The 25,649-nt window shown below is 69.6% G+C and carries 29 protein-coding genes and 6 pseudogenes; 20 read left to right on the top strand and 15 right to left on the bottom strand.

Annotation, left to right across the window (positions count from 1 at the left end; translation table 11 throughout):
• Window positions 1-164 precede the first annotated feature (164 nt).
• Window positions 165-410: a hypothetical protein gene (locus tag DC008_RS34165; protein ID WP_208646059.1), complete on the top strand. Its 246-nt coding sequence runs from the start codon at window positions 165-167 to the stop codon at window positions 408-410.
• 237 nt (window positions 411-647) lie between these two features.
• The gene (locus DC008_RS34160) at window positions 648-1,007 is read left to right on the top strand and encodes a hypothetical protein (protein ID WP_208646057.1); all 360 of its coding nucleotides are present in this window, start codon (window positions 648-650) and stop codon (window positions 1,005-1,007) included.
• Window positions 1,008-1,036: 29 nt separating this feature from the next.
• On the opposite strand, the pseudogene DC008_RS34155 reads toward DC008_RS34160, so the two are convergent.
• Together DC008_RS34155 and DC008_RS34150 are read right to left on the bottom strand one after the other, a co-directional pair.
• Window positions 1,037-1,486, bottom strand: a pseudogene (locus DC008_RS34155) (inositol monophosphatase family protein); the annotation flags it as partial.
• 157 nt (window positions 1,487-1,643) lie between these two features.
• Window positions 1,644-2,222, bottom strand: coding sequence for a histidine phosphatase family protein (locus DC008_RS34150; RefSeq protein ID WP_108710336.1), 579 nt, complete (start codon window positions 2,220-2,222; stop codon window positions 1,644-1,646).
• 243 nt (window positions 2,223-2,465) lie between these two features.
• On the opposite strand from DC008_RS34150, the gene DC008_RS34145 reads away from it, so the two are divergent.
• Window positions 2,466-2,684 (top strand): CbtB domain-containing protein, encoded by a 219-nt coding sequence (locus tag DC008_RS34145; protein ID WP_055620396.1) that lies wholly within the window; start codon window positions 2,466-2,468, stop codon window positions 2,682-2,684.
• Window positions 2,685-2,698: 14 nt separating this feature from the next.
• On the top strand, window positions 2,699-3,454 hold the full coding sequence (locus tag DC008_RS34140) for a CbtA family protein (protein ID WP_108710335.1): 756 nt from the start codon (window positions 2,699-2,701) through the stop codon (window positions 3,452-3,454).
• Window positions 3,455-3,534: 80 nt separating this feature from the next.
• On the opposite strand, the gene DC008_RS34135 is transcribed toward DC008_RS34140, so the two are convergent.
• The 3 genes and pseudogenes from DC008_RS34135 to DC008_RS34125 form a co-directional block, all read right to left on the bottom strand.
• A complete protein-coding gene (locus tag DC008_RS34135) occupies window positions 3,535-4,227 on the bottom strand; it encodes a DUF305 domain-containing protein (protein ID WP_108710334.1) in 693 nt (230 codons plus the stop codon).
• Between the two features lie 95 nt (window positions 4,228-4,322).
• Window positions 4,323-4,778 (bottom strand): hypothetical protein, encoded by a 456-nt coding sequence (locus DC008_RS34130; RefSeq protein ID WP_108710992.1) that lies wholly within the window; start codon window positions 4,776-4,778, stop codon window positions 4,323-4,325.
• Between the two features lie 37 nt (window positions 4,779-4,815).
• Window positions 4,816-5,079, bottom strand: a pseudogene (locus DC008_RS34125) (LbetaH domain-containing protein); the annotation flags it as partial.
• Between DC008_RS34125 and DC008_RS36385 the strand changes: the two are divergent.
• Window positions 5,075-5,635: a hypothetical protein gene (locus DC008_RS36385; protein WP_164492236.1), complete on the top strand. Its 561-nt coding sequence runs from the start codon at window positions 5,075-5,077 to the stop codon at window positions 5,633-5,635. The pseudogene DC008_RS34125 and the gene DC008_RS36385 overlap by 5 nt on opposite strands.
• A gap of 9 nt (window positions 5,636-5,644) precedes the next feature.
• On the opposite strand, the gene DC008_RS34120 is transcribed toward DC008_RS36385, so the two are convergent.
• Together DC008_RS34120 and DC008_RS34115 are read right to left on the bottom strand one after the other, a co-directional pair.
• The gene (locus DC008_RS34120) at window positions 5,645-6,265 is read right to left on the bottom strand and encodes an NUDIX hydrolase (protein WP_108710333.1); all 621 of its coding nucleotides are present in this window, start codon (window positions 6,263-6,265) and stop codon (window positions 5,645-5,647) included.
• A 262-nt stretch (window positions 6,266-6,527) separates the two neighbouring features.
• A complete protein-coding gene (locus DC008_RS34115) occupies window positions 6,528-7,328 on the bottom strand; it encodes an SCO4651 family lipoprotein (protein ID WP_108710332.1) in 801 nt (266 codons plus the stop codon).
• A 250-nt stretch (window positions 7,329-7,578) separates the two neighbouring features.
• On the opposite strand from DC008_RS34115, the pseudogene DC008_RS36380 reads away from it, so the two are divergent.
• Window positions 7,579-7,731 (top strand): annotated as a pseudogene (locus DC008_RS36380) (M20 family peptidase); the annotation flags it as partial.
• Between the two features lie 69 nt (window positions 7,732-7,800).
• Here the strand turns inward: DC008_RS36380 and DC008_RS34105 are convergent.
• A complete protein-coding gene (locus DC008_RS34105) occupies window positions 7,801-8,406 on the bottom strand; it encodes a dihydrofolate reductase family protein (protein WP_108710331.1) in 606 nt (201 codons plus the stop codon).
• 130 nt (window positions 8,407-8,536) lie between these two features.
• Between DC008_RS34105 and DC008_RS34100 the strand changes: the two genes are divergently transcribed.
• The 3 genes and pseudogenes from DC008_RS34100 to DC008_RS36515 all read left to right on the top strand — a co-directional run.
• Complete coding sequence (locus DC008_RS34100; protein WP_108710330.1) at window positions 8,537-9,379, top strand: helix-turn-helix domain-containing protein; 843 nt, start codon at window positions 8,537-8,539, stop codon at window positions 9,377-9,379.
• A 129-nt stretch (window positions 9,380-9,508) separates the two neighbouring features.
• The gene (locus DC008_RS34095; RefSeq protein WP_108710329.1) at window positions 9,509-10,126 is read left to right on the top strand and encodes a dihydrofolate reductase family protein; all 618 of its coding nucleotides are present in this window, start codon (window positions 9,509-9,511) and stop codon (window positions 10,124-10,126) included.
• A gap of 77 nt (window positions 10,127-10,203) precedes the next feature.
• A pseudogene (locus tag DC008_RS36515) lies at window positions 10,204-10,326 on the top strand (dihydrofolate reductase family protein); the annotation flags it as partial.
• A gap of 137 nt (window positions 10,327-10,463) precedes the next feature.
• Here the strand turns inward: DC008_RS36515 and DC008_RS34085 are convergent.
• Together DC008_RS34085 and DC008_RS34080 are read right to left on the bottom strand one after the other, a co-directional pair.
• The gene (locus DC008_RS34085) at window positions 10,464-11,393 is read right to left on the bottom strand and encodes an RNA polymerase sigma-70 factor (protein WP_108710327.1); all 930 of its coding nucleotides are present in this window, start codon (window positions 11,391-11,393) and stop codon (window positions 10,464-10,466) included.
• Window positions 11,390-12,601: an NAD(P)/FAD-dependent oxidoreductase gene (locus DC008_RS34080; RefSeq protein ID WP_108710326.1), complete on the bottom strand. Its 1,212-nt coding sequence runs from the start codon at window positions 12,599-12,601 to the stop codon at window positions 11,390-11,392. The genes DC008_RS34085 and DC008_RS34080 overlap by 4 nt, the downstream gene beginning before the upstream one ends.
• A gap of 152 nt (window positions 12,602-12,753) precedes the next feature.
• Between DC008_RS34080 and DC008_RS34075 the strand changes: the two genes are divergently transcribed.
• Window positions 12,754-13,404 carry a LysE family translocator gene (locus tag DC008_RS34075; protein WP_108710325.1) on the top strand — a complete coding sequence of 217 codons (651 nt, stop codon included), beginning with the start codon at window positions 12,754-12,756 and terminating at the stop codon, window positions 13,402-13,404.
• 343 nt (window positions 13,405-13,747) lie between these two features.
• On the opposite strand, the gene DC008_RS34070 is transcribed toward DC008_RS34075, so the two are convergent.
• The gene (locus DC008_RS34070; protein WP_108710324.1) at window positions 13,748-14,149 is read right to left on the bottom strand and encodes a DUF6578 domain-containing protein; all 402 of its coding nucleotides are present in this window, start codon (window positions 14,147-14,149) and stop codon (window positions 13,748-13,750) included.
• A gap of 249 nt (window positions 14,150-14,398) precedes the next feature.
• Between DC008_RS34070 and DC008_RS35320 the strand changes: the two genes are divergently transcribed.
• Window positions 14,399-14,764: a hypothetical protein gene (locus DC008_RS35320; RefSeq protein ID WP_123954054.1), complete on the top strand. Its 366-nt coding sequence runs from the start codon at window positions 14,399-14,401 to the stop codon at window positions 14,762-14,764.
• A 135-nt stretch (window positions 14,765-14,899) separates the two neighbouring features.
• On the opposite strand, the gene DC008_RS34065 is transcribed toward DC008_RS35320, so the two are convergent.
• Entirely contained in the window at window positions 14,900-15,328 is a 429-nt protein-coding gene (locus DC008_RS34065) for a hypothetical protein (RefSeq protein ID WP_108710323.1), read from the bottom strand.
• 182 nt (window positions 15,329-15,510) lie between these two features.
• On the opposite strand from DC008_RS34065, the pseudogene DC008_RS34060 reads away from it, so the two are divergent.
• From DC008_RS34060 to DC008_RS34050, 4 genes and pseudogenes are all read left to right on the top strand, one after another.
• A pseudogene (locus DC008_RS34060) lies at window positions 15,511-15,760 on the top strand (xanthine dehydrogenase family protein molybdopterin-binding subunit); the annotation flags it as partial.
• Window positions 15,760-15,935, top strand: a pseudogene (locus DC008_RS34055) (2Fe-2S iron-sulfur cluster-binding protein); the annotation flags it as partial. The pseudogenes DC008_RS34060 and DC008_RS34055, both read left to right, overlap by 1 nt.
• Before the next feature lie 67 nt (window positions 15,936-16,002).
• Window positions 16,003-16,416 carry a serine hydrolase gene (locus DC008_RS36160; RefSeq protein ID WP_244221461.1) on the top strand — a complete coding sequence of 138 codons (414 nt, stop codon included), beginning with the start codon at window positions 16,003-16,005 and terminating at the stop codon, window positions 16,414-16,416.
• Window positions 16,358-17,440 (top strand): serine hydrolase domain-containing protein, encoded by a 1,083-nt coding sequence (locus DC008_RS34050; RefSeq protein ID WP_244221460.1) that lies wholly within the window; start codon window positions 16,358-16,360, stop codon window positions 17,438-17,440. The genes DC008_RS36160 and DC008_RS34050 overlap by 59 nt, the downstream gene beginning before the upstream one ends.
• A gap of 15 nt (window positions 17,441-17,455) precedes the next feature.
• Here DC008_RS34050 and DC008_RS34045 read toward each other — a convergent pair whose 3' ends face one another.
• Both DC008_RS34045 and DC008_RS34040 read right to left on the bottom strand, forming a co-directional pair.
• Window positions 17,456-18,379, bottom strand: coding sequence for an RNA polymerase sigma-70 factor (locus DC008_RS34045; RefSeq protein WP_108710322.1), 924 nt, complete (start codon window positions 18,377-18,379; stop codon window positions 17,456-17,458).
• 61 nt (window positions 18,380-18,440) lie between these two features.
• Window positions 18,441-18,914 carry a carboxymuconolactone decarboxylase family protein gene (locus tag DC008_RS34040; RefSeq protein WP_108710991.1) on the bottom strand — a complete coding sequence of 158 codons (474 nt, stop codon included), beginning with the start codon at window positions 18,912-18,914 and terminating at the stop codon, window positions 18,441-18,443.
• 234 nt (window positions 18,915-19,148) lie between these two features.
• Here DC008_RS34040 and DC008_RS35590 point away from each other — a divergent pair, with 234 nt between their 5' ends.
• The 5 genes from DC008_RS35590 to DC008_RS34015 all read left to right on the top strand — a co-directional run bounded on the left by DC008_RS35590 (window position 19,149) and on the right by DC008_RS34015 (window position 24,584).
• Window positions 19,149-19,463: an NAD(P)-dependent oxidoreductase gene (locus tag DC008_RS35590; protein WP_164492415.1), complete on the top strand. Its 315-nt coding sequence runs from the start codon at window positions 19,149-19,151 to the stop codon at window positions 19,461-19,463.
• Between the two features lie 84 nt (window positions 19,464-19,547).
• Window positions 19,548-20,750 (top strand): AAA family ATPase, encoded by a 1,203-nt coding sequence (locus DC008_RS34030; protein ID WP_108710320.1) that lies wholly within the window; start codon window positions 19,548-19,550, stop codon window positions 20,748-20,750.
• Window positions 20,747-22,315, top strand: coding sequence for a VWA domain-containing protein (locus DC008_RS34025; RefSeq protein WP_388237538.1), 1,569 nt, complete (start codon window positions 20,747-20,749; stop codon window positions 22,313-22,315). Before DC008_RS34030 ends, DC008_RS34025 begins: the two co-directional genes overlap by 4 nt.
• 104 nt (window positions 22,316-22,419) lie before the next feature.
• Window positions 22,420-23,580 (top strand): pentapeptide repeat-containing protein, encoded by a 1,161-nt coding sequence (locus tag DC008_RS34020; RefSeq protein ID WP_244221459.1) that lies wholly within the window; start codon window positions 22,420-22,422, stop codon window positions 23,578-23,580.
• Between the two features lie 158 nt (window positions 23,581-23,738).
• Window positions 23,739-24,584, top strand: a complete 846-nt coding sequence (locus DC008_RS34015; protein ID WP_108710318.1) for a hypothetical protein — start codon at window positions 23,739-23,741, stop codon at window positions 24,582-24,584.
• A 47-nt stretch (window positions 24,585-24,631) separates the two neighbouring features.
• Here the strand turns inward: DC008_RS34015 and DC008_RS34010 are convergent, their stop codons facing one another.
• Entirely contained in the window at window positions 24,632-25,189 is a 558-nt protein-coding gene (locus DC008_RS34010; protein ID WP_108710317.1) for a YcxB family protein, read from the bottom strand.
• Window positions 25,190-25,649: the final 460 nt, after the last annotated feature.

Here is a 25,649-nt window from a genome sequence, read left to right as displayed (position 1 = left end):
ACCTGCAGAAACAGCAAGGCCTGGGACACCGTCCCGGTCGCGGCGCGGTCACACGACGACCCGAGGAGCTGTGCCGACGAGAGGTGGGGCGCGCGGCGGGCCCAGGGGTGGCGTCCCGGGCGCCCGCATCAAGCAAGGTTCGTTCCTGCCGGTACGGTCAGAGTATGGATGCCGGCGGCCGGCCCACTCTGGATGAAATCGAAGATCGTTTCGTTGGGCTCGTCGCGGGGCGGCTGGCCCGTGACGAGGCCGATCGCTGGGCGGCGAGGTGGGTGACGGAGGACGGGATCGTCTGGGACGACCTGTCCTGGTGGGCGCTGAACCGCCTCTACGGCATCGATCTCCCTGCGGGCCTGGCGGCAGCTACCTGCACGACGACGAACAGGTGCGGACATGGCTCGCTGAGCTGAGGACACGCCGAGCGATGTGAAGCGGCCGCGGCTCCGTCCCCGACCACCGCAAGCGCGCCGCCGACGCAGCCTGTCCCAGCTCGATGAAGACCCGTGCGGGCACAGCCCAAGAGGCGTCCCATGGCTATCGGTCAGGGCGCTGGTCCAGGTGCCGAAACTGCGTGGCTGCTGAGTTCGCGGTGCCGGTATCGTCCGCTCTCCCGACCCGCCGTACCAGCGGCCTATGTTCAGAGAGCGATGCAGATGACCAGCCGGCAAACAACGACGACCTTGTGGCGTCCCACCGGTCCCAAGGAGCTGGCTCTGGTTCGGGAGCTGAACTGGCGTGCCTGGCCGCCCCGGCTGCCCGGGCAGCCGATCTTCTACCCGGTTCTCAACGAGGACTACGCGGTCAGGATCGCGCGTGACTGGAACGTGAAGCACGATGGCGCCGGCTTCGTCACACGTTTCGAAGTCGAGTCGGCGTTCTTGCGCCGGTACCCCATACAGCAGGCCGGCGGGCAGACGATCCTCGAGCTCTGGGTTCCCGCTGAGGAGTTGGACGACTTCAATGCCCACATCGTCGGGGAGATCCAGGTCATCCACGAGTTCCGCTGATGCGGGAGGCCGGCCTCACTGCACAGTCCTTACCTCCGACTCCCGATCATCGGCATCAGCAGCCCGTGGGGCTCCTCGTCGGCGGCGACCACGAGCCCGCGACCGGCCTCATCAATCGGGGCACCGTCGATTCCGGCGACGACGCAGCCGGCAGCCCTGCACAGAGCGATGCCGGCAGCGAAATGCACGCTCCTGGACAGGTCGCCGCCATCGGTGACATACGCGGCGCGCTTGCCGGCGGCGACCCACGCCAGCGCCAGCGTCGTGGATACGACGCATGGCCGGAAGTGTTCGACGAACTCGGGGTGAGCCAACAGATCCACGGCCCGGAATCGGGGCGCACTCGGGAACGGGGGATCCCGATTGACGTCCACCAACCGGGTAGCGGGCGTAGGCATCAGTAGGGCGTCGTCGGCGCCGTCATGCCGCACCCGGGCGCTCTCCGCATCGGTGAAGAGGACCTCGCCGCTGAACGGGTCGTAGTAGCGGCAGGTGGCGGCGATGTTGCCGCTCACTTCCTCGGCATGGCGCAGCACCGCGAGCCGATGGCGGGCGCGTCTTGCGAGCCCGCGTTCAGTCATGAGGGTCTCCTAGGGACGGGAGCCCACCTGTCGATAACGTCCCTCAGTCATAGACCTAGAGCGATTCGCTGCTCCCGACAGGAGCGATCCGCAGGTTCCAGCGGCCGGATCGGCCCGTCAACTGGACGGCGGACAGGGGCGGTACGTCGATGCGCCAGAACGACTGTCGCGGCGCTCCCAGCGCGTACAGCACCGCTGCACGCGCCACGGCCTGTTCGACCACGGCCAGGACCCGGCCCGCATCGTCCGGCAGGCCGTTCATCCAGGCGGCGATCCTGGCGCACAGTTGCGCCACGGACTCCCCGCCGTGCGGGGCCGCTTCGGGGTCCGACATGCACTGGGCGAGCCCGACACCGTCACCGGCCGCGACCTCGTCCAGCGTCCGGCCCTGCCAACGGCCCATGTCCACGTCCCGGAGATTCGGCTCCTCGACGACGGGCTCCCGTCCAAGGGCCTCTGCGGTCTGCCGGCTCCGCTGCGAAGGCGCCGTGAGGCAGGAGGTGGCCGTAGGCAGTGATTCCGCGACTCCCCTCACCTGCCCCAAGACCCTCTCGTCCAACGGCGTGTCTCCGCCGAATCGCACGTCGCGCTCCGTGGGGGCCGCGGCGCACAGCAGCGTGAGACGGATGGTCATGATGGGCCTTTCTGCGAGGTCGGTTCATCGTAGGTGGCGTACGCCATGTTGGCCGAAGTCCCCATTGCCCCCTACCATTCGGGGCGACAAGGACGACGGCGCCACGGAAGTCCGGTGCAAGCCCGGCACGGTCGCGCCACTGTGTGCCACCCCGCCAGCCAGGCGTGGTGGTGAGTCAGACCCAACGCCGTCGTCGAGTGCTCCACACGATGCGGGACGCGTAGTTCCCGAGGAGGTCTCGCCATGGCGCAGTCCACTGCCGCCCCCACCCCCACCACCCAGACCCTCGCGCCGCTGCCGCTGCGGGCGGTCGCCCCCTGGGCCGTCTTCGTCGGCGTCCTGATGCTGGTCCTGCTGTACTTCGTCGGCGCCGAGCAGGGCGCCACCGCTCTGGTCTCCGGTGAGGGCGTGCACGAGTGGGTGCACGACGCCCGGCACCTCCTCGGTTTCCCCTGCCACTGACGGAGCACGTCTCGATGAACTCCGTCACCGTACGCACCTTGTTGGTGCGCGGCATGCTCGCCGGCCTGGGCGCCGGTGTGCTCGCCTTCGTCGTCGCCTTCCTGATCGGGGAGGGCTCCGTGGACGCGGCCATCGCGTTCGAGGAGTCCACGTCCCATGACCACGGTCATCACGGTGGCGAGGAACTCGTCAGCCGCACCGTGCAGTCGACCGCCGGTCTGGCCACCGGGGTGCTCGTCTTCGGCGTCGCCATCGGCGGCATCGCGGCGCTCGCGTTCTGCTTCGTACTGGGCCGTATCGGCCGGTTCGGGGCACGGGCCACCGCTGCGTTCACCGCACTCGCCGGGTTCCTGCTCCTCTACCTGGTGCCGATCATCAAGTACCCCGCGAATCCGCCCGCCGTCGGCGACCCGGACAGTATCGGCGAGCGCACCATCCTGTTCGTGGGGATGATCGCCCTGAGTGTGCTGCTGGGCATAGCGGCCATCCTGCTGGGCCGCAAGCTCGCCCCGGCGTGGGGCAACTGGAACGCCTCCATCGCCGCCGGCGTCGCCTTCGTCGCGGTCATGGCGGTCACGATGGCCGTGCTGCCGCAGGGGGACAACACCCCCAAGGGGTTCCCGGCGACCGACCTGTGGGAGTTCCGCGTGGCCTCGATCGGTATCCAGGCTGCTCTCTGGGCCAGCTTCGGGCTGTTGTTCGGCTTCCTGGCCGAACGCGTCCTGGAGCCGAAGCGGGTAGCGGACAAAGCCGTCTCGGCGGCCGCCTGAGCGACAAGCCATACGGCGGGGCTACCGGGGGCGCGCCCGGTAGCCCCGCCGTCGTCGTGTCCGCCTGCTGCGGACGCGGGTCAGATCCGGTCGAGGATCCTCTTGAACTTCTGGACCTCGGCGGACTGGGACTCGACGACGTCGGCGGCGAGCTTCTTGGCCATGGCGTTACGGCCGTTCTTCTGCTCGTCCTCCGCCATGGCGATCGCGCCCTCGTGATGCTCGATCATCATCTGCGCGAACATCCGGTCGAACTCGGTGCCCTTGGCGGACTCGAGCTTCTGCATGTCCTCCTCGGACATCATTCCGGACATTCCTGACCCGCCGTGGCCCATGTCGGAGGAGCCGTGGTCCATGCCGGGCATGTCCTTCTCGGCGGGCGCCGGCCTGCCCCAGGACTTCAGCCAGGACTTCATGGTCTGGATCTCGGGGTCCTGGGCCTTCTCGATGTCCGCGACCAGGGACTTGATCTGCGTGTCGGCGGCTCGGCCGTCCGCGAGCTCGGCCATCTCCAGCGCCTGCTTGTGGTGCGGGATCATCATCTGCGCGAACATGACGTCCGCGTCGTTGAACGTGCCGACCGCCCGGTTCCCGTCGGCCGACCGGGTGGGCGCGGCGGACGTGGCGGACGCGGAGCTGCCCCTCCCGTGCTTCATGCCGTCCATGTCGTCGCTGCCGCAGGCGGCCAGAAGCAGCCCGCTCGCCGCGACGGCGCTCACCAGCGCGATGCGACGGCGAAGGCGGCGACGCGGGACAGGGTTGTGCGTACTCATGTGCGAATACCTCGCTCGATCAGTTCTGTCAGGGGAAGTGGACATGCGGTACAGGCTCTGTGCGCGGGCAGGCGAAGCCCGCGCTGCGTGTCGGCCTATATCCGCAGCACTGACAGCTGAGCGCAGAGGGGTCTGGTGGGTGGCGGCAGGGCCGGGAGTACGGCCAGGGCTCGCGCGAGGAGAGCGGTGAGGTGCTGCTTCCGGCGAACCGACGCTCCCAGCAGCGACCAGAGCAGCCATCCGGTGAGAACCGCCACACAGACGGACAGCGGATCCATGCCGGTCATGGGGTGCTCTGCCGAGGACTGGACCGGAGTCATGTCCGCGTGGTCCGTCATCGCAGCGGGCGCGGCTGCTGGACCAACACCCGCGACTTCGTCGCGCTGATGGAGGCCGGCGGCGGAGTGGGATGCGCTGCCCAATCCAGTGCCGGACGAATGGTCCGGATGGCCCATGGTGTGCATGGCGAACACGCCGAACGTGAGCACGGCCACCAGCAGGAGGTACCCGAAGGCACCACCCACCCGCAGCCGACTGCTCACACGCAACATGGACCCCATGCTACTCAGCCGAAGCTCCGAAGCCTTGCTACTGGGGCTTCGGGGCCGCGGCTTCCAGTTCATCGATGCTGCCGGACATGATCGTCCGGATGTGCTCGGTGAGGTGCTGGGCCGGCCAGTCCCACCAGGCGACGGCCAGGAGGCGGGCGATGTCCTCGTCGTCGAAGCGACGGCGGACGAGCCTGGCCGGGTTGCCGCCGACGATGCCGTAGTCGGGAACGTCGTCGACGACGACGGAGCCGGAAGCGATGATCGCCCCGTGTCCGATACGGACACCGGGCATCACCGTGGTCCGTGATGCGGAGACGCGCGGCGATGCCTTGCTCGGCGGCGAGTCGTTCGTGCAGGAGTGCGGCGGCTCGGTCGGTGTCGTCGAGGAAGAGCCCGAGCCCGCTGATTGCGGCCAGGCGCACGTCCGGGTGGTGATCGCGGGCGAGTTCGGCGAACTGCGCGCCACGCTCACGCAGGAAGGTGACGGCCTGCGCGCAACCCATCGGGGGGTAGTACTCGGTCTCGGTACCGTCCTCCTCGAAGCCGCGGTCCAGGGACTCCCGGCCGATGCTCACCACCAGCTCGACGACAGCGGCCCGGTCCGGGGTGGCGTGGTCTGCGGCCAGTTCGAGAAGGAAGGGCAGACTGGCCGCCGTTGGGGGATACACGCTGCCCTGGTGGTGGACCGCGCTGTAGAACCGGTCGAGGGCCGTGCGGCGTTCCTCGGCGTCCGGGGAACGCAGGGACCGCAGCAGCCCCGGCACCTCCTCGGCCGAGCCGTATGCGTGCTCCATCGACGCCCAGTCGATGGCGTGAAGTCCGTCGAACATGACCCGAACCATGCCAGGCGGCACTGACAACGGCGGCTAACTGCGGTGTCCGCCGGCAGCCCGGGCCCGTTGAAGTTTGCGGGTGAAGCGGTGCATGTGGGGGTCGAGCACGTCGTCCGGCTCCGCGAGTACCTGGTCCGTCGTGAGCCACCGGATGGAGCTGAACTCCTCCTCGTCGTAGGAGGTGATGGTGTCAGCGTCGGTGGCAAGGAGATACCAGAGCGAGACGTCGGTGTGTACGCCCGGCCCCCGCGTGTCTGTCACGGTGAGGAAGAAGGGCGACTCGCCGGTGAGCGGCGACGCGATGGCCTCGATGCCGAGTTCCTCTTGGCACTCGCGCACCACCGTGGCCCACGGGTCCTCGCCCGGTTCGACGTGTCCGCCGGTCGGCAGCCACAGGCCCGCCTTGCGGTGCGCCACGAGCAACAGCCGGTCACTCGTGTCGTCGAGGACGACGAAGTAGCTCACCAGGTGCATTGGGGGGACGTCTGGCTTGCGCACCCGGTAGAGCGGGGCGCCGCTCCCGATCCACTGCGTCGTGGTGTTCAGGTGGGTGCCTTCCAGGCTGTCCCACGGATCGATGGTGCCGATCGCATCCAGCAGGTGGGCACGCGGCCGTTCATCATTTTCGCGGTGTGGATGGCCGGTTGAGGTCATCCGCGCATCCTGGCAGACGCCACCGACAGGCCAACGCCTCGCGCGGGCCCGTGAGACTCGTCGTCCCTTAGAACTCCGAACAAAAGTGGAGTCCGATCAGCTCGCGGCGTCTGGTGCGTGCGATCGCAAGGCGCCGGAAGCCCCTGGTAGCGGCGCTACCAGGGGCTTCCGGCAACGCGGCGAGCGTGCGGGCCAGACGCCGCGAGCCGGGCTCCACTTCTGTTCGGAGCTCTTAGGCCCGGCGCCCATGCTGTCGTCCGGTTCAACCGTTCAGGACGCCGCTGACCTCGGTCACCGGGGTGGTGTCCGAGGGGCGCGGAACCGTGACGCGGACCGGCTTGCCGATGTCCGTGAGGGTCATCGTCGATGTCACCCCTGCGCCGGACATGTTGACGTTCATACGGACCCGCACCAGGCGTCCCTTGCCGTCGATCCATGCGTCCGCGAAGACCGGGAGGTCCCCGCCCAGGGCGTCGCGGGTTCGGTCGATCTTCGCGCGGACGTCCGGGGCGGTGCGGAGAGTGGTGGTGCGGTGGTCGAGGATGCCCCGGTAGTGCGCCGTACGCACTCCCTCGACCTTCTCCTCGCCCTGTCGGGAGATCTTGCGCATCGCTGCGATCTGCTGCAGGACGTGCTCGGGGTCGTTCAGCGGTGCCCGCAGCAGGTAGTGGGCCTCGGCCTTGTCCCGAGCCATGACTCCCCAGTTGTCCACGCCGGACCCCTGGACGCCGTTGATGTAGATCTTGCCGTCCGCGAACACCTGCTCGCTGTGGTCGATCGCACCGCCAGGGAGATCGACCTCCAGATGGCCACGATCCGCCGCGAAGTCGAAGCCGCCGGCGATGGTCAGGCGGTAGACCTGGCCGTCGCCCTCGATTTCGATCTCCTGATCGAACCCGGCGCTGTCCTGACGAAGCGCCTCAACAGCCTTCCGCACGGCGGATTGTTGGTCCGCCGATGCCTTCGCCGACTCAGCCTTGTCATTGCTTTCCGCGTCCGCCGCGGAGCAGCCTGCGCCCAACAGCACGGCGGCGGCGGTGAGTGCGAGAGGACGGCGACCCATGAGACTCTCCGAAGTTTCTGAGCGAGCGTCCTGCCCCTCGCGGCACGCCTCGCGCGGCGATCTTACGAAGTCGTGCACAACAGTGCGAACGAAATGCGCTCGCCCTCCGTCCGGCCCACAGCGAAGCCCTCCCGCACGACCGATCTTCAGCGATCCGTAGACGCCTCCAGCGCTTGCAGCACCTGCCGCACTTCCCCACGCCACTGACCCTCATCTGCCCCGTCCACCCAACCGATCGCCATTTCGGATCTTCCTGGCGGCGGCCGGTGTGCCGGTCCTGGATGGCATCGGGGCGGTCGGTCAGGGAGCCCATGCCCGCTCGGAGTGCACGTCCGTGTCCGGCATGGTGTTCCGGTCGGCGCCGGCGGCCGGCGTTCTCACGGCACTCGCCGGGAGTGAGTGAGGCGCTGGGCGCCAGGAGGCGGTGTCCAGCCCGTTCAGGTGCGGGCTGGACCGACGTGGGCGTTCGCCTCTAGTAACTGTCGTAACTGGGTTCCCCGTTCGCGCGGTAGACGCCGACGACGGTGCCGCCCTTCGTCGTCGTCACACTGACCGGCTCCAGCGCGGTCGGGATCGCTCCATCGGCGAACAGCCGCTTGCCGGTGCCGATGATGACCGGGTGGATGGTGAGCCGGTACTCGTCCACGAGGCCGTGTCGCATGAGGGTCTGGGCGAGGTCGCCGCTGCCGACGACGCTGATGGCGCCGCCGTCGGACTCCTTCAGCTTGCGCACGGCGTCGGCGGCGTCGCCTTGGAGCAGCTCGGAGTTCTGCCAGTCGAGGGACGTCAGCGTGCGGGAGGCCACGTATTTCCGCATGCTGTTCAGCCGGTCGGTGAACGGGCTGCCGGGATCGGCGGTCGGCCAGTACGACGCGAAGATCTCGTACGTCTTCCGGCCGAGCAGCATGGCGTCGAAGTCCTCGTACCAGCCGACGATGGCCGCACCGACCTCGTCGTCGTCCACCGGCTTCTGCCAGCCGCCGTGCTCGAACCCGCTCTGCCGGTCCTCGTCCGGACCGCCCGGCGCCTGCATGACGCCGTCCAGGGTCAGGAACGTGCAAACGATGATCTTGCGCATGATGCGCTCCCTTTCGTCTCGTCGAAGGGGTAGACGGCACGACCGCCGCAAACTCATCGGCGCTAGAGGGAGCGGCGCCCGATTCGCTGGGTGTCGCGCACCCGTCACGGCCGTCGGGCACACTGAACGCATGGAGTACGTCGGCCGGGCGCCCTGTCCTCCCCTCGACCGGTTCGTCGACGACATCTACTGTCTGAGCGGGGTGCCGCGTCACCGCCGGATGAACATCCCGCCGATGCCGTCCGCACACCTGTTCCTCAGCCTCGGCGACCCCGTCCTCCTGCGGGACTCCGCTCCCGGGGTGCCACCGGCCGTGCTGGCCGAGGGGTGGTTCATGGGCCTGTGGGCCAGGCGTTTCGTCGTCGAGTACCCCGCACGGGTCCGGCTCGTGGGCGTTCACTTCAAGCCCTGGGGGCTGGCGCCGTTCGTCGGCGTGCCGGCGAGTGAGCTGCGGGACCGGTGGGTACCGGTCGACACCGTCTGGCGGCGCTCGGTGGACCGTATCCGCAACCGGATCGGCGACACCGGGTCGGCGGCCGACACGCTGGACGTGCTGGAAGCCGAGCTGCTGTCGCGGCTCGCCGAGGCACCGCCGCGCGGACTTGATCTCGTCCTGCACGCGGGCGGGCGTCTGGTCGCGTCCGGCGGCGCGGTTCCGGTCGGCGCGCTGGCCGCGGACGCCGGGGTGAGCGGCAACCATCTGGCCGCGCAGTTCAAGGCTCATGCAGGGGTCACCCCGAAACGGCTGGCGCGGATCTACCGCTTCGCACGGCTGATCCTTTCCGTGGACGCCCGGCATCCGACCGGTTGGCCGGAGCTCGCCCATACGGCGGGCTACTTCGATCAGGCCCACTTGAGCCGGGAGTTCAAGGATTTCACCGGCCACACGCCTACGGAGTACCTGGCGCTGCGACGCCGGTTCCCGGCCGCGCCGGGGTTCCCGCCGGACGCCGGTCCGATGCCCGTCGATTGATTTCTTACAAGCCCTCTCACGGCTCAGCACGGCAAGATCGGCTGTGCACGAGTGGTGCGGGTCTGTACCGGTGTGTACGGACGGGCACGGGGACTTCGTGCACACGCAGACGGAGTCGAGGAGGATCCCGTGGGCACAGTGATCATGCACAACGTCGTGTCGGTGGACGGCTTCATCGCCGACGATCACGACGACGTGGGGCCGCTTCACGAGTGGTACTTCAGCGGGGACACCCCGATCGGAGCGGGTGGGGACCAGCAGGACGGGTACGACCACTCCAGCGTCGGCAGCGCCTTCAAGGTCTCGAGTGCGTCGGCGCAGTACGTCCGGCCGATGTGGGAGTCGATCGGCACGATCGTGATGGGCCGCCGCTTCTTCGACCTGACGAACGGCTGGGAGGGCCATCAGCCTGCCGGCGACCACGTGGTCGTGGTGTCGCATCGGCCGAAGCCGGAGGGATGGCATCCGGAGGCGTCCTATCACTTCGTCGACGGGGTGACGGCCGCGATCGACAAGGCGCAGGAGCTCGCCGGGGAACGGGTCGTCGCGGTGAGTGCCGGCGAGGTCGGCGGCCAGATCCTCGCGGCAGGTCTCGTGGACGAGGTGGCGATGGACGTGGTGCCGGTGGTGTTCGGCTCGGGCAGGCGGTACTTCGGGAGCGTCGACGGGCAGGTCCTGCTCGAGGATCCGCACGTGGTCATCCAGGGCGACCGGGTGCTGCACCTCAGGTACAAGGTGCGCCGCTGAGGATCGCAGGTGCGATGAGTTCGCCGACCGGCTGAGGTCTTCCTTCTGACAGGGGGGTGAGGATGGAGGCGGTAATCATGGGGGGTCCGATCCGGCTGTACACGTCGATGTCGCTCGACGGCTTCATCGCCGGTCCGGACGACCGGCCGGGACAGGAGCTCGGGCGACGCGGCGGACGTCTCTTCAACCGGCTCGACGATCTGACGGATCCGGACGGTTACCGGATCGAGCGGGTGGAGTGGCCGACGGGCCACGGCAGCGGCATCACGCCGGAGGACTTCGCCTGAGGTGACTGCGGTGCTCCTTTCGCCGCCTTCCAGGATGCCGCGGCGCAGGCTCAGGAAGGTCGGCCGACCGAGAGGTCGTGAGTGGTGCCGTCGGCCACGGCCTGGAGCTTGTCCGGGTTGGCCACGTTGTGGATGGCGGTGATACGGCCGTCCCCGTCGAAGTCGAAGGTGACGGTGGCGATCACGCCTGCCGGTCCGCTGAACACGATTCCCGGCCCGCCGTTGAGCTCGACGAGTCCGGCGTTCATGTCGGCCGGCTCCACGCCCTGGTAGGTGACGGTGCCGACGGCCGCGAACCAGGAGGCCACCGTGGTCGCGCCGACGACAGGGCGCAGGGCCTGGCGGACCTTGCCGCCGCCGTCGGTCCACAGGGTGACGTCCGGGGAGAGCAGTTCCATCAGGGCGTTGACGTCACCGCCGGTGGCCGCGGCGAAGAACCGCTCGGTGGCCGCGCGCTGCCGTGCCCGGTCGGCCGCGAAGCGCGGGCGCCGGGCCCGTACGTGCTGGCGGGCCCGGTGCGCCGCCTGCCGCACCGCGCTCTCGGAACGCTCCAGCGCCTCGGCGATCTCGGCGTGGCTGAAGTCGAAGACCTCCCTCAGCACGAACACCGCGCGCTCCAGCGGGCTGAGCGTCTCCAGCACCACCAGCATGGCCATCGACACCGACTCGGCGTCGACGACGGCCTCGGAGGCATCGCCCGTGGTGAGGACGGGTTCCGGCAGCCAGGGGCCCACGTAGGTCTCGCGCTTGTGCCGTGCGGAACGGAGGCGTTCGAGTGCCAGGTTGGAGACGATCCTCGTCAGATACGCCTTGGGGTCGGCCACCTGCGAACGATCCGCGCCCGACCACTTGATCCACGCGTCCTGGACCGTGTCCTCGGCGTCGGATGCGCTGCCGAGGACACGGTAGGCCACGGCGAACAGCAGCCGTCGGTGCTCATGGAAGACCGCCTGGCCGGGGGTGGCGGACGGGCCGGTCACCGGTTCCCACTGATCCGGGTGAAGCGGCCGCCCCGGGGCCAGAACGCGCCCGATGCCGGCATCTTCTTCATACGGCCGTACGTCGGCCAGGGCGAGGCGGTCACCGTCTCCTTGTACCGGACGGCCATGCGTCCCGTCAGGCAGAACCGGCGCGGGGTGTCATCAGGCCGCGTGAACTGCACCACGGCGTCGTGACGTCCGAGGCTCACCGGCGTGTGGTAGTAGCCGAAGCGAAACGGCTTGGGCTGCCTGCCCCTGAGCACGCGCTCGATCGACAGTGCGGCGTGCACGCCGGTCGGCATGCCGCCCTGGCAGGTGCCGTGCATGACGCCGTAGACCTGGCGGATGGCGGCCGCGTCGCCGATCGCGTACACGTCAGGGTGGGACACCGACCGCAGCGCGGTGTCGGTGACGATCCGCCCGTGCTCGTCCACGGCCAGCCCGGCGGCGGCCGCCAGCGGTGATGTCCGTGTGCCCCTGGTCCACAGGACCGCGTCGGCCGCGACGGTCTCGCCGCCTGCCAGTTCCACCGCGCCGGGCAGCACCTTGGCCACCTCGACGCCGGAGCGCACCTGGACGCCCAACCGGTGGAGTGCGGCGTCCAGATACGTCTTGGCCCTCGCGTTCATGGTGGAACCGGGCTCCTGCCTGCCCAGGAGTACGACGTCGAGGTACGGGTGCTGTTCCGCGATCTCCGCGGCCGACTCGACGCCGGTGAGGCCACTGCCCGCGACCACTACCGTGCCGCTGCCGAGCCGGGCCAGCCGTTCGGCCAGGAACTCGGCGTCCTCGGCACCGCTGAGCGTGTGCGCGTGCTCTTCGACGCCCGGTACGGCCGAGGTGTCGGTGGTGGTGCCGAGCCCGTACACGAGCGTGTCGTAGGGCAGGACCTGGTCGTCGTCGATCCGTACGGTCTTCGCTTCCGGGTCCACGGCCGTCACCCGGCCGCGTACGAAGCGTGCGCCCGTGCCCGCCAGGAGTTCGGCGATGCTCAGCACGGCGAGCTGCTGCCCCGTCGCCGCCATGTGCAGCCTCATGCGCTCGGTGAACCGCTCCTGCGCGTTCACCAGGGTCACGTCCACGTCGTCGCGCCGCTTCGCCCGCGCCGCGAGCTGGACGGCCGCGGCCATGCCGGCGTACCCCGCCCCCAGGATCACGACGCGGTGGGCATGCGCCGCCGTACCCGTCTCGTGTTGTGCGTTCTTCATCGTTCCGTCCTCCTTCTATCGCGTCTTGACGCCCACGAGATGGGAGGAGAGGGCGCGAACGTGACACGGAGAATCTGTGATGCGCGTCACGGGCAGGGTGGGGTACTCGACCGGGCCATGGCCGTGGGCGGGCGGCAACGGAAGGGGGAGGGATGTCAGTCGACCTCGTCGGCTTCCTCGGTGTGGTGCTGCTGGCCTACGTCGTCCCTGGTCCGGACTTCCTCGTGGTGCTCAGATCGGCCACCGAACATCCCGCCAAGGGGCGGGCGGCGGCGCTGGGCGCGCAGAGTGGGCTGTGCGTGCACATGCTGGCCGCCGCGGTCGGGCTGTCCGTGGTCGCCGCTCGCTCCCCGGTGATCTACGACGCGATCAGACTCGGGGGCGCGGGCTATCTCGTGTATCTCGGTGTCCGGGCTGTGCTCGCCGCCCGGCGTGCGGCCCGCCCACAGGGCGCTCAGCGTCAGGCGATCGCCCCGGTTGTGACTGGGGGCGGTGGGTCCGGCAGTCGGTGGCGGTCGGGTTTCCGGCAGGGGCTTCTGACCAACGTGCTCAACCCGAAGGCCGCGCTGTTCTTCCTGAGCGTCCTGCCGCAGTTCGTCCATGGCGGCGGCTCGCCGGGGCGGCAGATCTTCCTCCTCGGCATCCTGGACGTGCTCATCGGCGTGGCGTACTGGTTCGGCCTGGTCGCCGTCGCCGCACGGCTGCGCGCGCTCCTGGCCCGCCCCGCCATCCGCCATCGTTGGGAGCTGACGACTGGGTGGCTGTTCATCGCCGTCGGCGCCGGTGTCGCGGTGGCGGCGTGAGGAGTTGTGCGCCTTGATCTGTGCTCCGCCGGAGGGGCCCATAGCGAACGGTCGCGCAGCTGTACGCTCGGGACGCGCCGGATCCGCGCCCGCGCCCCGCATCTGTGAGGCGTACGGCCACGACATGAATGCGCTCCTGACCATCGCCACGTTCGAGGGCAACGGCGGCAGCAGCCGGCAAGTGCAGGAGTCGTCCGGCGATTGCGGCGCCACCGACCCTCGGCAGCCCACCCAGGTCCAGATAGGCAGCGGCTACGACCAGCAGCTGCACATCTGCCCCGTGTCACCGCACCACCCGGACCACCCGCACCTGAAGCTCATGCACTGGCTGGACGACACCGGGTCAGGCGCCTTCCCCGTCCGCAACTCGCTCGGCTGTGACGAGGTAGCCGGTGAGTTCGCCGTGTTGGCGTTTCAATGCCCGTCCATCCGCTTGCCTGACAGGCACCAATTCGGTTGTGCCCGGCACCGGGTGGCGCACGTTCGACGTGCTCCCCGGAGGGACTTCGTACCGGCAGTGCACTTCTGTCACGGTCAGCACCCGCAACCTGGTCGGCGCGTGGTCATCTCCCCGGCCATGGTGCTCCTCGCAGAAGTCGATCTCCGCAGCGCGATCGCGACCGACCAGGTCCGCGTAGTCCTCGGGATCGACCTCAAGCAGCTGCCACGAGACGACATCTCCCGGCGTGAAGCTCTCCCCGCAGCACTGGATCTGCCAGTCATCGACCCAAATCGTCAACGTCATGCCCTCATTGTCCGCGCGAGGTCGCGCAGGTGGTCGCCCGTCGGCCTTCGACACCGAGGCGTACCAGCAGCGCAACGCCGGATATCGTGCACCAGCACGAGTAGCCAGGAGGACAGGTAGACGGCCGAACCGGAATAGCGGCGCTGCGGGAGATCCTGGATCCCGAATGGGGGTGCGGACGAACACGCGGACTGGACGGTAGTCGAAGCCCAGCTGAGCACTCCCCTCCCTGCCGACTGTCGCGACTTCATGACCGTCTACGGTGGCGGCTGCATCGATGACCTGATCGTCCTCCCACCCCTGCCCGTGGGAAACGGTTGGCAGGCATCGATCACCGGTCACGCAGCCGGCTTCCGCGAGCTGTGGACCACGGAGGGTGGAGCACCCGGAGTCGAACTGGGTGCCGATCGAGTAGTGCCCTGGGGCAGCGGATGCAACGCAAACGAACTCGGTTGGCTGAAGACCGGGCCGAACCCCGACGAGTGGCCTGTGGTCGTCTGGACAAGGCACGGCGACCCGCACTGGGCCCTGTTCGGCTGCGGTATGACGGAGTTCCTGCGGCGCCTCATGACTGCTGAATTCGACGCGTGCCCGCTGAGCGACCTCTCGCTGTGAGGGCGAGTAGGTACCTTCGTCCATCACGAGGAGCAGGAACGCCGCTTCCACAGGCCTGGCCCCGATGACCGGCGAACCAGCCCCTTACGCGGGCATGTTCGACTGAAAGCCGACATCTCCTCCAAGGAACACGCTCTAGTTGTCGAACCAGACCACCAGACGAACGTTCTCCGCCCGGTGCCGCTTGGCCAGTACCGCCATCACCGACCAGACGTCACCCCAGTCCTCGTCAGGCACCCGTGGCTCTGCGCTGTCCCAGACCTGTCCCGCGAGTTCGGCCCAGTTGATCCACGACGCACTGTGCGCGTTTTCCTGTTCCCACTCGAAGGCCCGTGTCGCGGCGCGTGAGGCGTCTCGGGGAAAGCCACGCTGGGCCGCGAGCGGCTCGCTGCATCCTCCGCGGACGCCGAAGAGGCTGCCGAAGGCGTCATAGTCGCGGCCCTTGAAGATGTGATCCAAGAGCATCGCCTGGTGCCAGCGAAGCAGCGGCTCGTCGTCATCGGGCTCGGAACTGTCGACGCAGCTGTTCCTGACCTCGATGTAGCCGTGGATGTCTGTACCCATGGAGCGATCATCGCAGGCATCCAGGTCGCTGACCAGCGGATATCACGGACGGTGGCGACCGTCCAGTTGGTGAGGCGCAGCCCGCACGACCTTGGTCCCAGACACGCCCGAGGTGTACACCGACTCGATCGTCTCCGCATGCAGTCGGGCGATGTCCTCCGCCGCAGGCCCACCCATCCGGGCGCGCGCGGACCTTCGGCCGGTGCACATCGACGCCGTCCGGACCCTGCGGGTCGCCTGGAAACCGGGGACGGCCGAGGGCAAGCCCGACGCCTCCGTGCTGAAGGAACTGCGTGCCGCCGAGCCGTCCAGGGGGCTGCCGCCGCTCACGCCGACCGTGGAGGCCTCCTTCACCGTCCGCCTCCGCAGCAACAGCGTGCTGGAGAGACCAACTGCGCGATCGCCGACGTACGGTCCGACCGGGCGGAGATCAGAGCGGCTACTGCCAGCCGGGCAGATCATGGCCGCCGTCGCGCTGGTCCGGCGCGTCGCGGAGGAGGGCCGCGAGATCACCGAGGCCGACCTGGACGGCATCCGCAACATCCGTCGCTGCGGTACGTGCCCCCGCATCCGCGAGACGATCAGGGCGGGTGCCAGGGACATGTGAGGGCGCCGAGGACATGCGTTGAGATATTCGCTTGGGCGCGGTGACAGCATCTGTCTAAGGTGCGCGAATGGCTTCCCAGCGTGCCCTGTTGCCGCGCTCGACACCGGCCGCCTCCGGGGTGTCGTCCCGTGCGATCGCCGCCCTGCTGGACCGGCTGGAGGCGGCATCGATCGAGTGTCATTCCCTCATGGTGGTGCGCCACGGTCACGTCGTCGCCGAGGGCTGGTGGGCGCCGTACTCTGCTGAACGGCCCCACCTGCTCTACTCGTTGACGAAGTCGTTCACGTCGGTCGCCGTGGGCCTGGCGGTCTCCGACGGGTTGCTCTCCCTGGACGGTCGGGTGGTGGACGTACTGCCCGATCACGTCCCGGACGACCTCTCGGCGCAGGCGAGCCGGATCACCGTCCACCAATCTGCTGTCGATGACGGCCGGCCACCCCGTGGACAGCCTCGCCGACGCCTGGGAGCGCGAACCCGATGACCTGGTGAAGGGCTTCCTGAGCCTGCCGTTCGCCGCGCCGGAGGGCACGCGGCACATCTACGACAACTCCACCACCTTCCTCCTGGCCCGCATGGTGGAACGGGTCACGGGCCGCACCCTCGACGACTTCCTCGACGACCGCCTCTTCAAGCCGATGGGCGTCGACCACGCCGAATGGGACCGGGTGAACAGCGGTGCCGTCTTCGGCTTCCACGGTCTGCACCTCACGACGGAGGCCATCGCCGCGTTCGGTGAACTGCTCCTGCGCGGAGGCGTGTGGGGCGGCCGGCAGCTCGTCCCACACGAGTGGGTGGAGCTCGCGACAAGACGGCACATCGAGTGCGAGCCGTTCCAGGACGGGACCGCCGACGCCGACTTCTCCTGCGGCTACGGCTACCAGTTCTGGATATCGCGGCACGGCTACCACGGGCACGGCGCCTTCGGGCAGCAGTGTGTGGTGGTGCCGTCGCGTGATCTCGTGGTCGCCGTGACCGCCCAGGGCGAGTCACAGACGGTGTTCGACGCCCTGTGGGAGTGCCTGCTGCCCGGCCTGGACCGGCCGGGAAGCGCCGAGGACGACGAACTCCTCGCGGCCCGGCTGCGGCAGCTGGCCTTGCCGCCGGTGCCGGGTTCGTCGGCCGGTCCCGGTCCCGGTGGTTCGGTCAGCGCCGTACTCGACGCCTCCGCCGAGGACTCGGCGCTGCCCGACGGAACGACGGTGACCGTCGACAGCGCCGACGGCGGATGGCTCGTACGCTTCGGGTCACTCTTCGACGCCGAGGTCGGTTCCGGCGACTGGCGCGAGAGCAGCCCGCTCGGCCGCCCTGTCGTGGCGTCCGGCGCCTGGCAGGGCAGTGCCTTCGTCGCCGACCTCGTCCTCATCACCACCCCGCATCACGTCCGGCTGGTGGTGGACGGGGGCGCGGGGACGGCGACCGCCGTCTGGAGCACGGTGCCCCTGACCGGGCCCTGCCTGGAGCTGCACCTGCGGTCGCCCCTGATGACACGGCCGGACGTCTCGTGAGCCTTGCTGAGAAGATCACCGGCTCCGCCTGCGGGCCTGCCGCACCTCCTGGTCGACGGCCCAGACGTCGGCGACCGGGCCGAGGTGGCCGAGCTTGTCAGGGTTGATGACCGAGCGGATCGTCTGGATCTGTCCGTCGAGGACGTCGAGGACGACGATGTGGAGGATCTTGCCGTCGCGGTCTCGGAACAGCGCGCCGGGCTGGCCGTTGATGTCGTGCGGTTCGCAGGTGATGTCGACCTGGACCATGAGCGGGTAGACGGCGGCCAGCAGCCTGGCCACGCTCTCCGCGCCGGCGACGGCCCTGGCGAGCTGCGGCGCCTTGCCCCCGCCGTCCCCGACGAGCTGGACGTCGGCGGCCAGCAGACTCCTCAGCCCGTCCACGTCGCCGTCCGCCAGCGCCTCGAAGAACCGTCGCGCCAGCTCCTGCCGCTGTCTGCGATCCGCTTCGAAACGGGGCCGCCCGTCGTGCATGTGCCGGCGCGCCCGTACGAGCAGTTGCCGGCAGGCCGCCTCGGAACGCCCCACCGCGGCGGCGATCTCGTCGAAGCCGAACGCGAAGACCTCGCGCAGCACGAACACCGACCGCTCCAGCGGACTGAGCCGCTCCAGGAGCAGCAGCGCCGCCATCGACACCGAGTCGGCCAGCTCGGCCGCGCGCGCCGGGTCCTCGTACGGGTCGTTCATCAGCGGCTCGGGCAGCCACGGGCCGACGTACTCCTCGCGCCGCACCCGTGCGGAGCGCAGTACGTCGATCGCGATCCGGGTCACCGTGGCGGACAGGAACGCCTTGGCCGACACGGGAAGCGTGGTCGAGGCGTCGTAGCGCAGCCATGTCTCCTGCACCGCGTCCTCCGCCTCGCTCACGCTGCCCAGGATCCGGTACGCGATCGAGAACAGCAGCGGTCGCAGCTCCTCGAACTCCTCGACCTTGCCCACGTCTGTTTCTCCTCTACGGTCTGCCGGCCGCCCGGATCTGCTCGGTTCGGTGGTACTCGCTTCAGTGGTACTGGCCCACCTGGTAGTCGCCGGCCGGCTGCTGGGCGATGATGTTGAGCCGGTTGGCCGTGTTCATGAACGAGATCAGCAGTACGAGGGCGGCGAGCTGGTCCTCGTCGTAGTGCTTGGCGGCACGCGCCCAGACCTCGTCGCTGACCCCGGTGGCCGCGTCCGCGACCCTGGTCCCCTGCTCGGCCAGCTCCAGCGCGGCACGCTCGGCCTCCGTGAAGACCGTAGCCTCACGCCAGGCCGCGACCAGGTGCAGCCGTACCTGACTCTCACCGGCCGCTGCGGCGTCCTTGGTGTGCATGTCGATGCACACCGCGCACCCGTTGATCTGGCTCACGCGCAGCGCCACCAGTTCCTGTGTGGTGGCCGGGAGCGGCGATTCCTTCAGTTCCCGGCCGACCGCCATGAAGTGCTTGAGCGCCTTGCCGGCGGTCGGGGTGTCGAAGTAGTTCAGTCGCGCGTCCATCGTCTGATCCTCCTGGGTCGTCGGGGTGCCTACATCCCCCGAGACGAGACAGCTCTGACGCCTGTGACACGACCCGGTGTGATCCAGGTCTCGCAGCTCCCCAGCTGTCCGGCCGTGCTCTGCGCTCACCCGGCATGTGCTCGAGCGCGCGACGGCGGAGGGCCTGCGGCGGCGCCTCGTCCTGGTCGGGCGTGCGGCTGCCGGGTCGGACACGTTCGTTCGCGCGGCGGCGGGGTGCTGATCGACACCGCGCGTGCCAGTGTCGTACACGAGGAAGCCCTCGACCGGGCGCTGCGGGATCCTGACCACGGGCCTTCGCGGGCCGCGGTCGACGTCTTCGAGTCCGAGGGGGCGCGCTTCTCGTCCGCGCTCGCCGACAACCCGCACTGCACGCTGTCCCCGCATGTCGGAGTCATGACCCGGAGCGCGGTGCGGGCGGCGTCCCGGCGTCTTGTCGAGGAGTTCGTGCGCTTCGTGAAGGACAACGGCCTTGTGAGGGCCGAGGGCATGGCGTCGGACCCCGGCGGGGCGTCCGACGCCAAGAAGTAGCCTGGGGCACCGTACCGACGGTCGCGCACCGGATGCGTGCCGTCAGGGGAGGGCAACGCGAGCAGGGAGCCGGGAAGAAGACGTATGAGTGAACCCGACGCACAGACCACCGCCGGGAAGCTGCGGACGATCGTCAGTGAGCTGTCGGAGCGCTTCTACGAGCGGGACGACGTGGTACGCACCTTGGTCGTGACCTTGCTCGCCGGGCAGCACTCCTTGATGCTCGGCCCGCCCGGCACGGCCAAGTCCGAGCTGGCCCGGGACCTCACCTCCAGGGTCGAAGGAGCCTCCTACTGGGAGATCCTTCTGTCGAAGTTCACTTCTCCCACCCGGATGTTCGGCCCCATCGACGTCGGTGCCCTGGCCCGGGGCGAGTACCGCCAGGTCTACGAGGGGCGCGCCACCACCGCCCATGTGGCGTTCATGGACGAGATATTCAAGTGCTCGACGGCGGCGCTCAACGAGACGCTGGGCTACCTCAACGAGCGGATCTACCACCCGGAGAACGGCGGCGAACCCATCCGGTGCCCTCTGATCGGCGCCATCACCGCGAGCAACGAACTGCCCGACGCGGACGACTCGGCCGCCGTCTACGACCGTCTGCTGGTCCGGATCGAGATCGGCTATCTGACCGACCCCTCGAACTTCGCCGCCCTGGTTCGTTCCGCCGTCCGCGCCCCGGCACCGGCGTCCACGCCGACCACGATCCACTTGAGCGAGCTGCAGGAGGCCGTGACGAAGTCGGTCCCGGCGGTCGAGGTCCCGGACGCCATGGTCGACGCCATCTGCACCCTGCGGGCCGCCCTGCGCCGCAAGGAACTCATCGCCTCCGACCGGCGCTGGCGGCAGGCGGTCGGCCTCCTCCAGGCGTCCGCCCACCTCGACGGCCGTACGGAGGTCACCGAGACCGACCTGTCGATCCTGACCCATGTCCTGTGGAACTCCCCGGCCGAACGTCCCGTCGTCGAGCGCGAGGTGCTCCACCTGGTGAATCCGGACGCCAAGGAGGCGCTCGACCTGGCCGACACCCTCGACGAACTGGAGACCCAGCTCGACGCCATGGCCGGCCGGTCCCGGGAGGCGCTGAGCGACTGGGTCATCAAGAACGCCCACAACAAGCTCGCGACGGCGGGCAGACGCCTGGAGCAACTGCGGTCGGAAGCCGCGGGCGCCGGTCGCTCCACGACCACCATCGACCGCGTCACCCTGCGCCAGCGCGCCGTACGCGCCCGCGTGCTCACCGAGGCTCTCGGCCTGGACACGAGCATGGTGGACGCCCAGCCGTGACCCACGACGCCTCACACCCCACCCCGCCTCAGGAGGCCGATACACCGCCCAGCGCCATCCCCGCACCACGGCACACGACCACCGTGGTCGCGGACCGCTTCGACCTGGCCACATGGCACGACACCCGCGCGCAGTCGACCGCTCTACGTGATCTGGCCGCGGAGCTGAGCGCACGCCACGAAGCTGCGACCGGCCTGCTCACCGACGTGTTCCTCGCCGCGTACCAGGCCCGGCCACGGCTGCGCGACCGTGCGACGGTGGACCCCGCCCGGCTGGTCAACCACCACATCCTCACCTCCCTCATGGAGCCACCGGAGTTCGCCGAACTACGCCGGACGACCGCCGGTGACGCCTACGCAGCCGCCATGTCCGTACTCGCCATGTCAACCATGCTGCGCCGCATCCTCGAGCGCGCCGACGAGGCCGAGCAGGCGAGGAGGGCTCAGCTCCAGGACGAGAGGGCCGCCGCTCAACTGGCGGAGGCGGTACGGCAGTCGGACGGCGAGGCCCCCGACACGGATCCGGCGCTGCGGGAAGCAGCCGAGTCGGCCCGCACCGCATCCGTGCAGGCCATGAACAGTGCCACGCAAGCCCTGGCCGCCGCAGCCCCCGGGGTACGGGCCGCCGCCCTCGCCGCGGCGGCGCAGGCCGCCACCGCCGCACGGCGTGAAGCCGAGCTCCTCCGGGCCTGGGGTGTGGGCTCCGCTCAGACCGAGCGGTTGCCGTTCGCGGAACGCCTTCGGCTCGCCGAACGGCTGGCCACCAGCCGCCTCGCCCGATGGGCCGACCTGATCGGCCGCTTCAGGCAGATGGCGAGCGGTGAGCGCGCCCGCAAGGTGGAGCACACCAGCGGCGAACTGGTCGGCGTCACCCTCGGCGACGACCTCTCGCGCATCGTCCCCTCCGAACTGGCCCACCTGGGCCTGCCCGCACTCCGTGCCGTCTTCGCCGCCCGCTACGCCGCCGGAGAGCTCATGCTCTACGACAGCCGCGGAGAGCAGTCCTCCGGCCGTGGCGCGATCATCGCCTGCGTCGACACGTCGCATTCCATGTACGAGGAGGGCCCCGGGGGCGTCACGCGGGAGGCGTGGGCCAAGGCCTGCGCGCTGGCGCTCCTGGACCAGGCCCGGCACGCCCGGAGGGACTTCGTCGGCATTCTGTTCTCCGCCGCCGACAAACTGCAGGTGTTCCGGTTCCCGGCCGCCGAACCCGCCCCTGTCGAACGGGTCCTGGAGTTCGCCGAGACCTTCCTCGGGGGCGGCACCGACTACCAGCGACCGCTCGGCGCGGCGGCCGAGTTGCTGCAGCAGGAGTTCGACGACGCGGCCCGCTCGCGCGGCGACATCGTGATGATCACGGACGACGACTGCGACGTCACCGAGGCTTGGATGCGCCAGTGGAAGGAGACCAAGCGCCGGCTGGGCTTCCGGGTCTTCGGCGCGGCCGTCGGCGTCCCACCCGCGACCGCCGCCGAGTCGGTCCTGGACGTGCTGTGCGACAACCTGCGCTCGATCGAGGACCTCACGGACGTGCACGCGGCAGCCGATCTCTTCCGCGTCATCTGACCAGGCCGGGGACAACTCACCGAATGTGTACGGTCCTTCGCAGGCCAGGGTCCGTGCACAACACCCTTGATCGTCTTCAGGGCGACGCCTAGGCTCCCATGCCCATGGACACGGGGGAACCAGACGACGGGCGGCAGGCGTGGCATGAGGGGCCGGTCACGCGTCGTGTCGCCGCAGGTCTGCTGACGGGGGCGGGGCTCGTCACGCTGGGCACGCTGTTCGTCGTACTGCCGGGAGTGGTGGTCGACCACGACCTGGCCGGGGCGAGCGTCGCCGCCCAGGATCGGCTGAAGGCGGTGAACGACGTCCGTACGACGCTGCTGCAGGTGGTCGGCGGCCTGGTCGTGCTCTTCGGCGCGTTTGCCACTTGGCGGCAACTGCGGGTGAGTCAGGACGGGTTGCGTGCCGCTCAGGAGGGTTACGTGACCGATCGGTTCAGCCGGGCTGTCGACCAACTCGGCAGCGACAAGCTGGATGTGCGCATCGGCGGACTGCACGCGCTGTGGCGGATCGCGGAGCAGTCCGCCCGCGACCGGGAGGCCATCATCTCCATTCAGGCCGCGTACCTGCGCACGCACCTGCCCTGGCCACCCGCCGCGCCGGAATCAGCTGCGGCGGACGCGCCCATCAACGACATCGCACCCCTGGAGACCCGCTCCGCCGACGCCCAGGTGGCGCTGACCGCGCTCGGTGTCCTGTGCCAACACCGGGAGCAGTCCTGGGTCAATCTCAGCATCACCGACTTGCGCCGGGCCGACTGCGACGGGCTGTGGTTCCCCGAGGTCAACTTCGACCGCGCCTGCATGGAGGCGGCCGGCTTCTACCGCGCAAATCTGACCCAGGCGTCGCTGGTCTCGGTCAACCTGCGGCACGCCGACCTCACAACTGCGATCCTCCGCCGGGCTCGATGCGTTCTGGCCGACCTTCGGGCCTCGAAGCTGGTGAGAACCGACTTGCGTGACGCCGACTTCACCGAGACCGACCTGCGGGAGGCGAACCTCCGCAAGGCCGACGCCCACAGTGCGGTGTTCCACCGCGCCGACCTCCGTATGGCCGACTTGCGCGGCACCGACCTGAGCACCGCCGACCTCGCTGGAGCACGCCTGACCGGCGCCCTGGCAAGTGAGCGCACCCGCTGGCCCAGCGGCTTCGACCACTCGGCCGCCGGAGTCGTCGACACCGAAGACCCCGGACCCGAGCCCTTGCCCCTCCTCCAGCCGCCCACGCTGACGTGGCAGGCACCGCCGCTGAGATCCATTCCCTGACCGAGTCGCGCCGGTCGGTCCGGCGTCGACCACACTCGGCCCGACCGACGTCACCGCTCTGTGCCGCGTCATACGGATGGACGCCGGGCAATGCCGGTTCCGCGGCCGGTGCTCTGGCAGAGTCGACCCGTGTTCCGTATCGCCGCCACTCCACGCACATGACACCGACCGAGCAGCACGCCGAGGGCGCGGGGCCGTTCACGACCCGGCTCACATGGCAGCCGCCCAGCGGTGGGACCGCGGTCTGGGAGTCGAGGCCCGCCCGGCGCCGGGGCGTCATCACGGCCGGTCCGCCCGGAGCACCGGCCGGCGGGAAGGTCGGTGTCGACGCCCGCACACGCGACCGGATGCGCAGGCTCAACACGATCGCGGCGACCGCGTTCGTCATCGGCGGCGCGCTCTTCGCGGCCGGCGCCGGTGTCGCCCAGATCGGCTCGGGAGACGCCACCACCTGTGCCTCGATCTACTTCGCCGGTGGTCTGTTCTTCAACACCGGCGGCTATGTCTCCCTGCTCCAGGTCGTCAACGCCCCGCGCCACGAACCCGGAGGCGAGGGGCGTCTGTTCACCCGTTCGTGGCGCTGGTGGAGCTACGAACCGGCCCGGGTGGACTGGCTGAGCGCGCTCGTCCTCTTCGCGGGCACGCTGGTGTTCGCCGTCGACCTCCTGGCCTCCTTTCTGCAGGGTCTCAGTGTCCAGCAGGTGAACCGGCTGATCTGGGCGCCGGACGTCATCGGCTGCCTGCTGTTCTTGATCTCCGGTCATCTGGCCTTCGTGGAGATCTGTCACCGCGCATACCCCTGTCTACGCCGCCGCGATCTGGGCTGGTGGATCGTCGCGGTGAACCAGATCGGGTCCGTCCTGTTCATGATCTCCGCGCTGGCGGCCTACACCCGCCCCGCCACCGGCAGCCTGGTCAACGCCGACATCGCCAACTGGGGCACCTTCCTGGGCGCCGGTTGCTTCTCGCTGGGCGGCGTACTCCAGCTGTACGAGCGGCCCTGACCTCTACGTGATCGGACGGGCCGGTGGGGTGGCAGTCCGAAGCAGCGTCAGACGCGCTCCGTGCACCGGTCGAGTAGTTCGCGGAGTCGGGGGACGTCGTCGGGGGTGCTCAGGCCGCGCTTGGGCAGGATCTCGACGCACAGGATGTTGGGGTCGCGGCTGAGCAGGGCGAAGTGCCCTTTCGTCTCGCGGTAGCCCTGGTACACCGACCACTTCTGGATGAGCGTGGTGTGGTCGCTGCTGGTCGTGATGCCGGACGGGGACACGGTCGTGCGGTACTCGCCCTGCCATCCGACGAGCCGCTGCACCTGGGCGGCCTGCGCCCGCGGGTAACCGGCCACGAGGACGAGGACGAAGAGGAAGAGCACGGTGGAGACCGGTTCGACTTCGCCTCGGCGGACGGCGCCCAGCAGCCACTGAGCCACCCACAGGAAGAGGAACACGGCCCGCAGCACCAGCCCCCACCGCTTGATCCGCTGCCGCGCCCGTATACCGGCCAGTGTGTCGGCAGGCTGCGGACGGTACACCAGGTGCACCGCCGCCTCCTCCACGCCGGTGGCGTGGCTCTCTTCGGCCCCACTGGTGACTTCGCGGCCCTCGGCCATGGTCCCTCCCCCGTTGGACGACCCGCGGATAGTACCTGTCCGCGATCACGTCGCGATACGGCGGTGGGCGGGCGGCCCACGTGACGGCGATCCAGGCGCCGTAGGAGTGGCCGCACAGGTCCGTTCGGGCGTGCCCCAGTCCGTCCAGCAGAGAGTCCAGCCAGGTCGTCAGGTCGCCGGCGTTCTTGAAGGGCACGCGCCCCGGTTCGGTGCGGCCCGCGTCGCCCATCAGGTCGACCGCGTACACCCGGCGCCGACAGATTTCAGCGACACGCTATCGCCGGAGAATGCCCTCGCCCCGAGTATGTGGCGCAGCGAGGGTGCTGGTCTCCGGGTAAGTACACGCAGCACGCCGCCCACCCGGCGCCGGTGTCGCCGTGGCCGGCGTCGCCGAGCGCCGAGGTCATCGGCGGGAACAGGGCACCTCGCAGCGCGCGTCGGCCACTACAAAGCGTCTGGC

Origin of the sequence: Streptomyces nigra (genome assembly GCF_003074055.1) — a bacterium.
Lineage (GTDB): Bacteria > Actinomycetota > Actinomycetes > Streptomycetales > Streptomycetaceae > Streptomyces > Streptomyces nigra.
The sequence above is the reverse complement of the archived record's forward strand: the minus strand, read 5'-3'. Positions and strand labels throughout refer to the sequence as shown.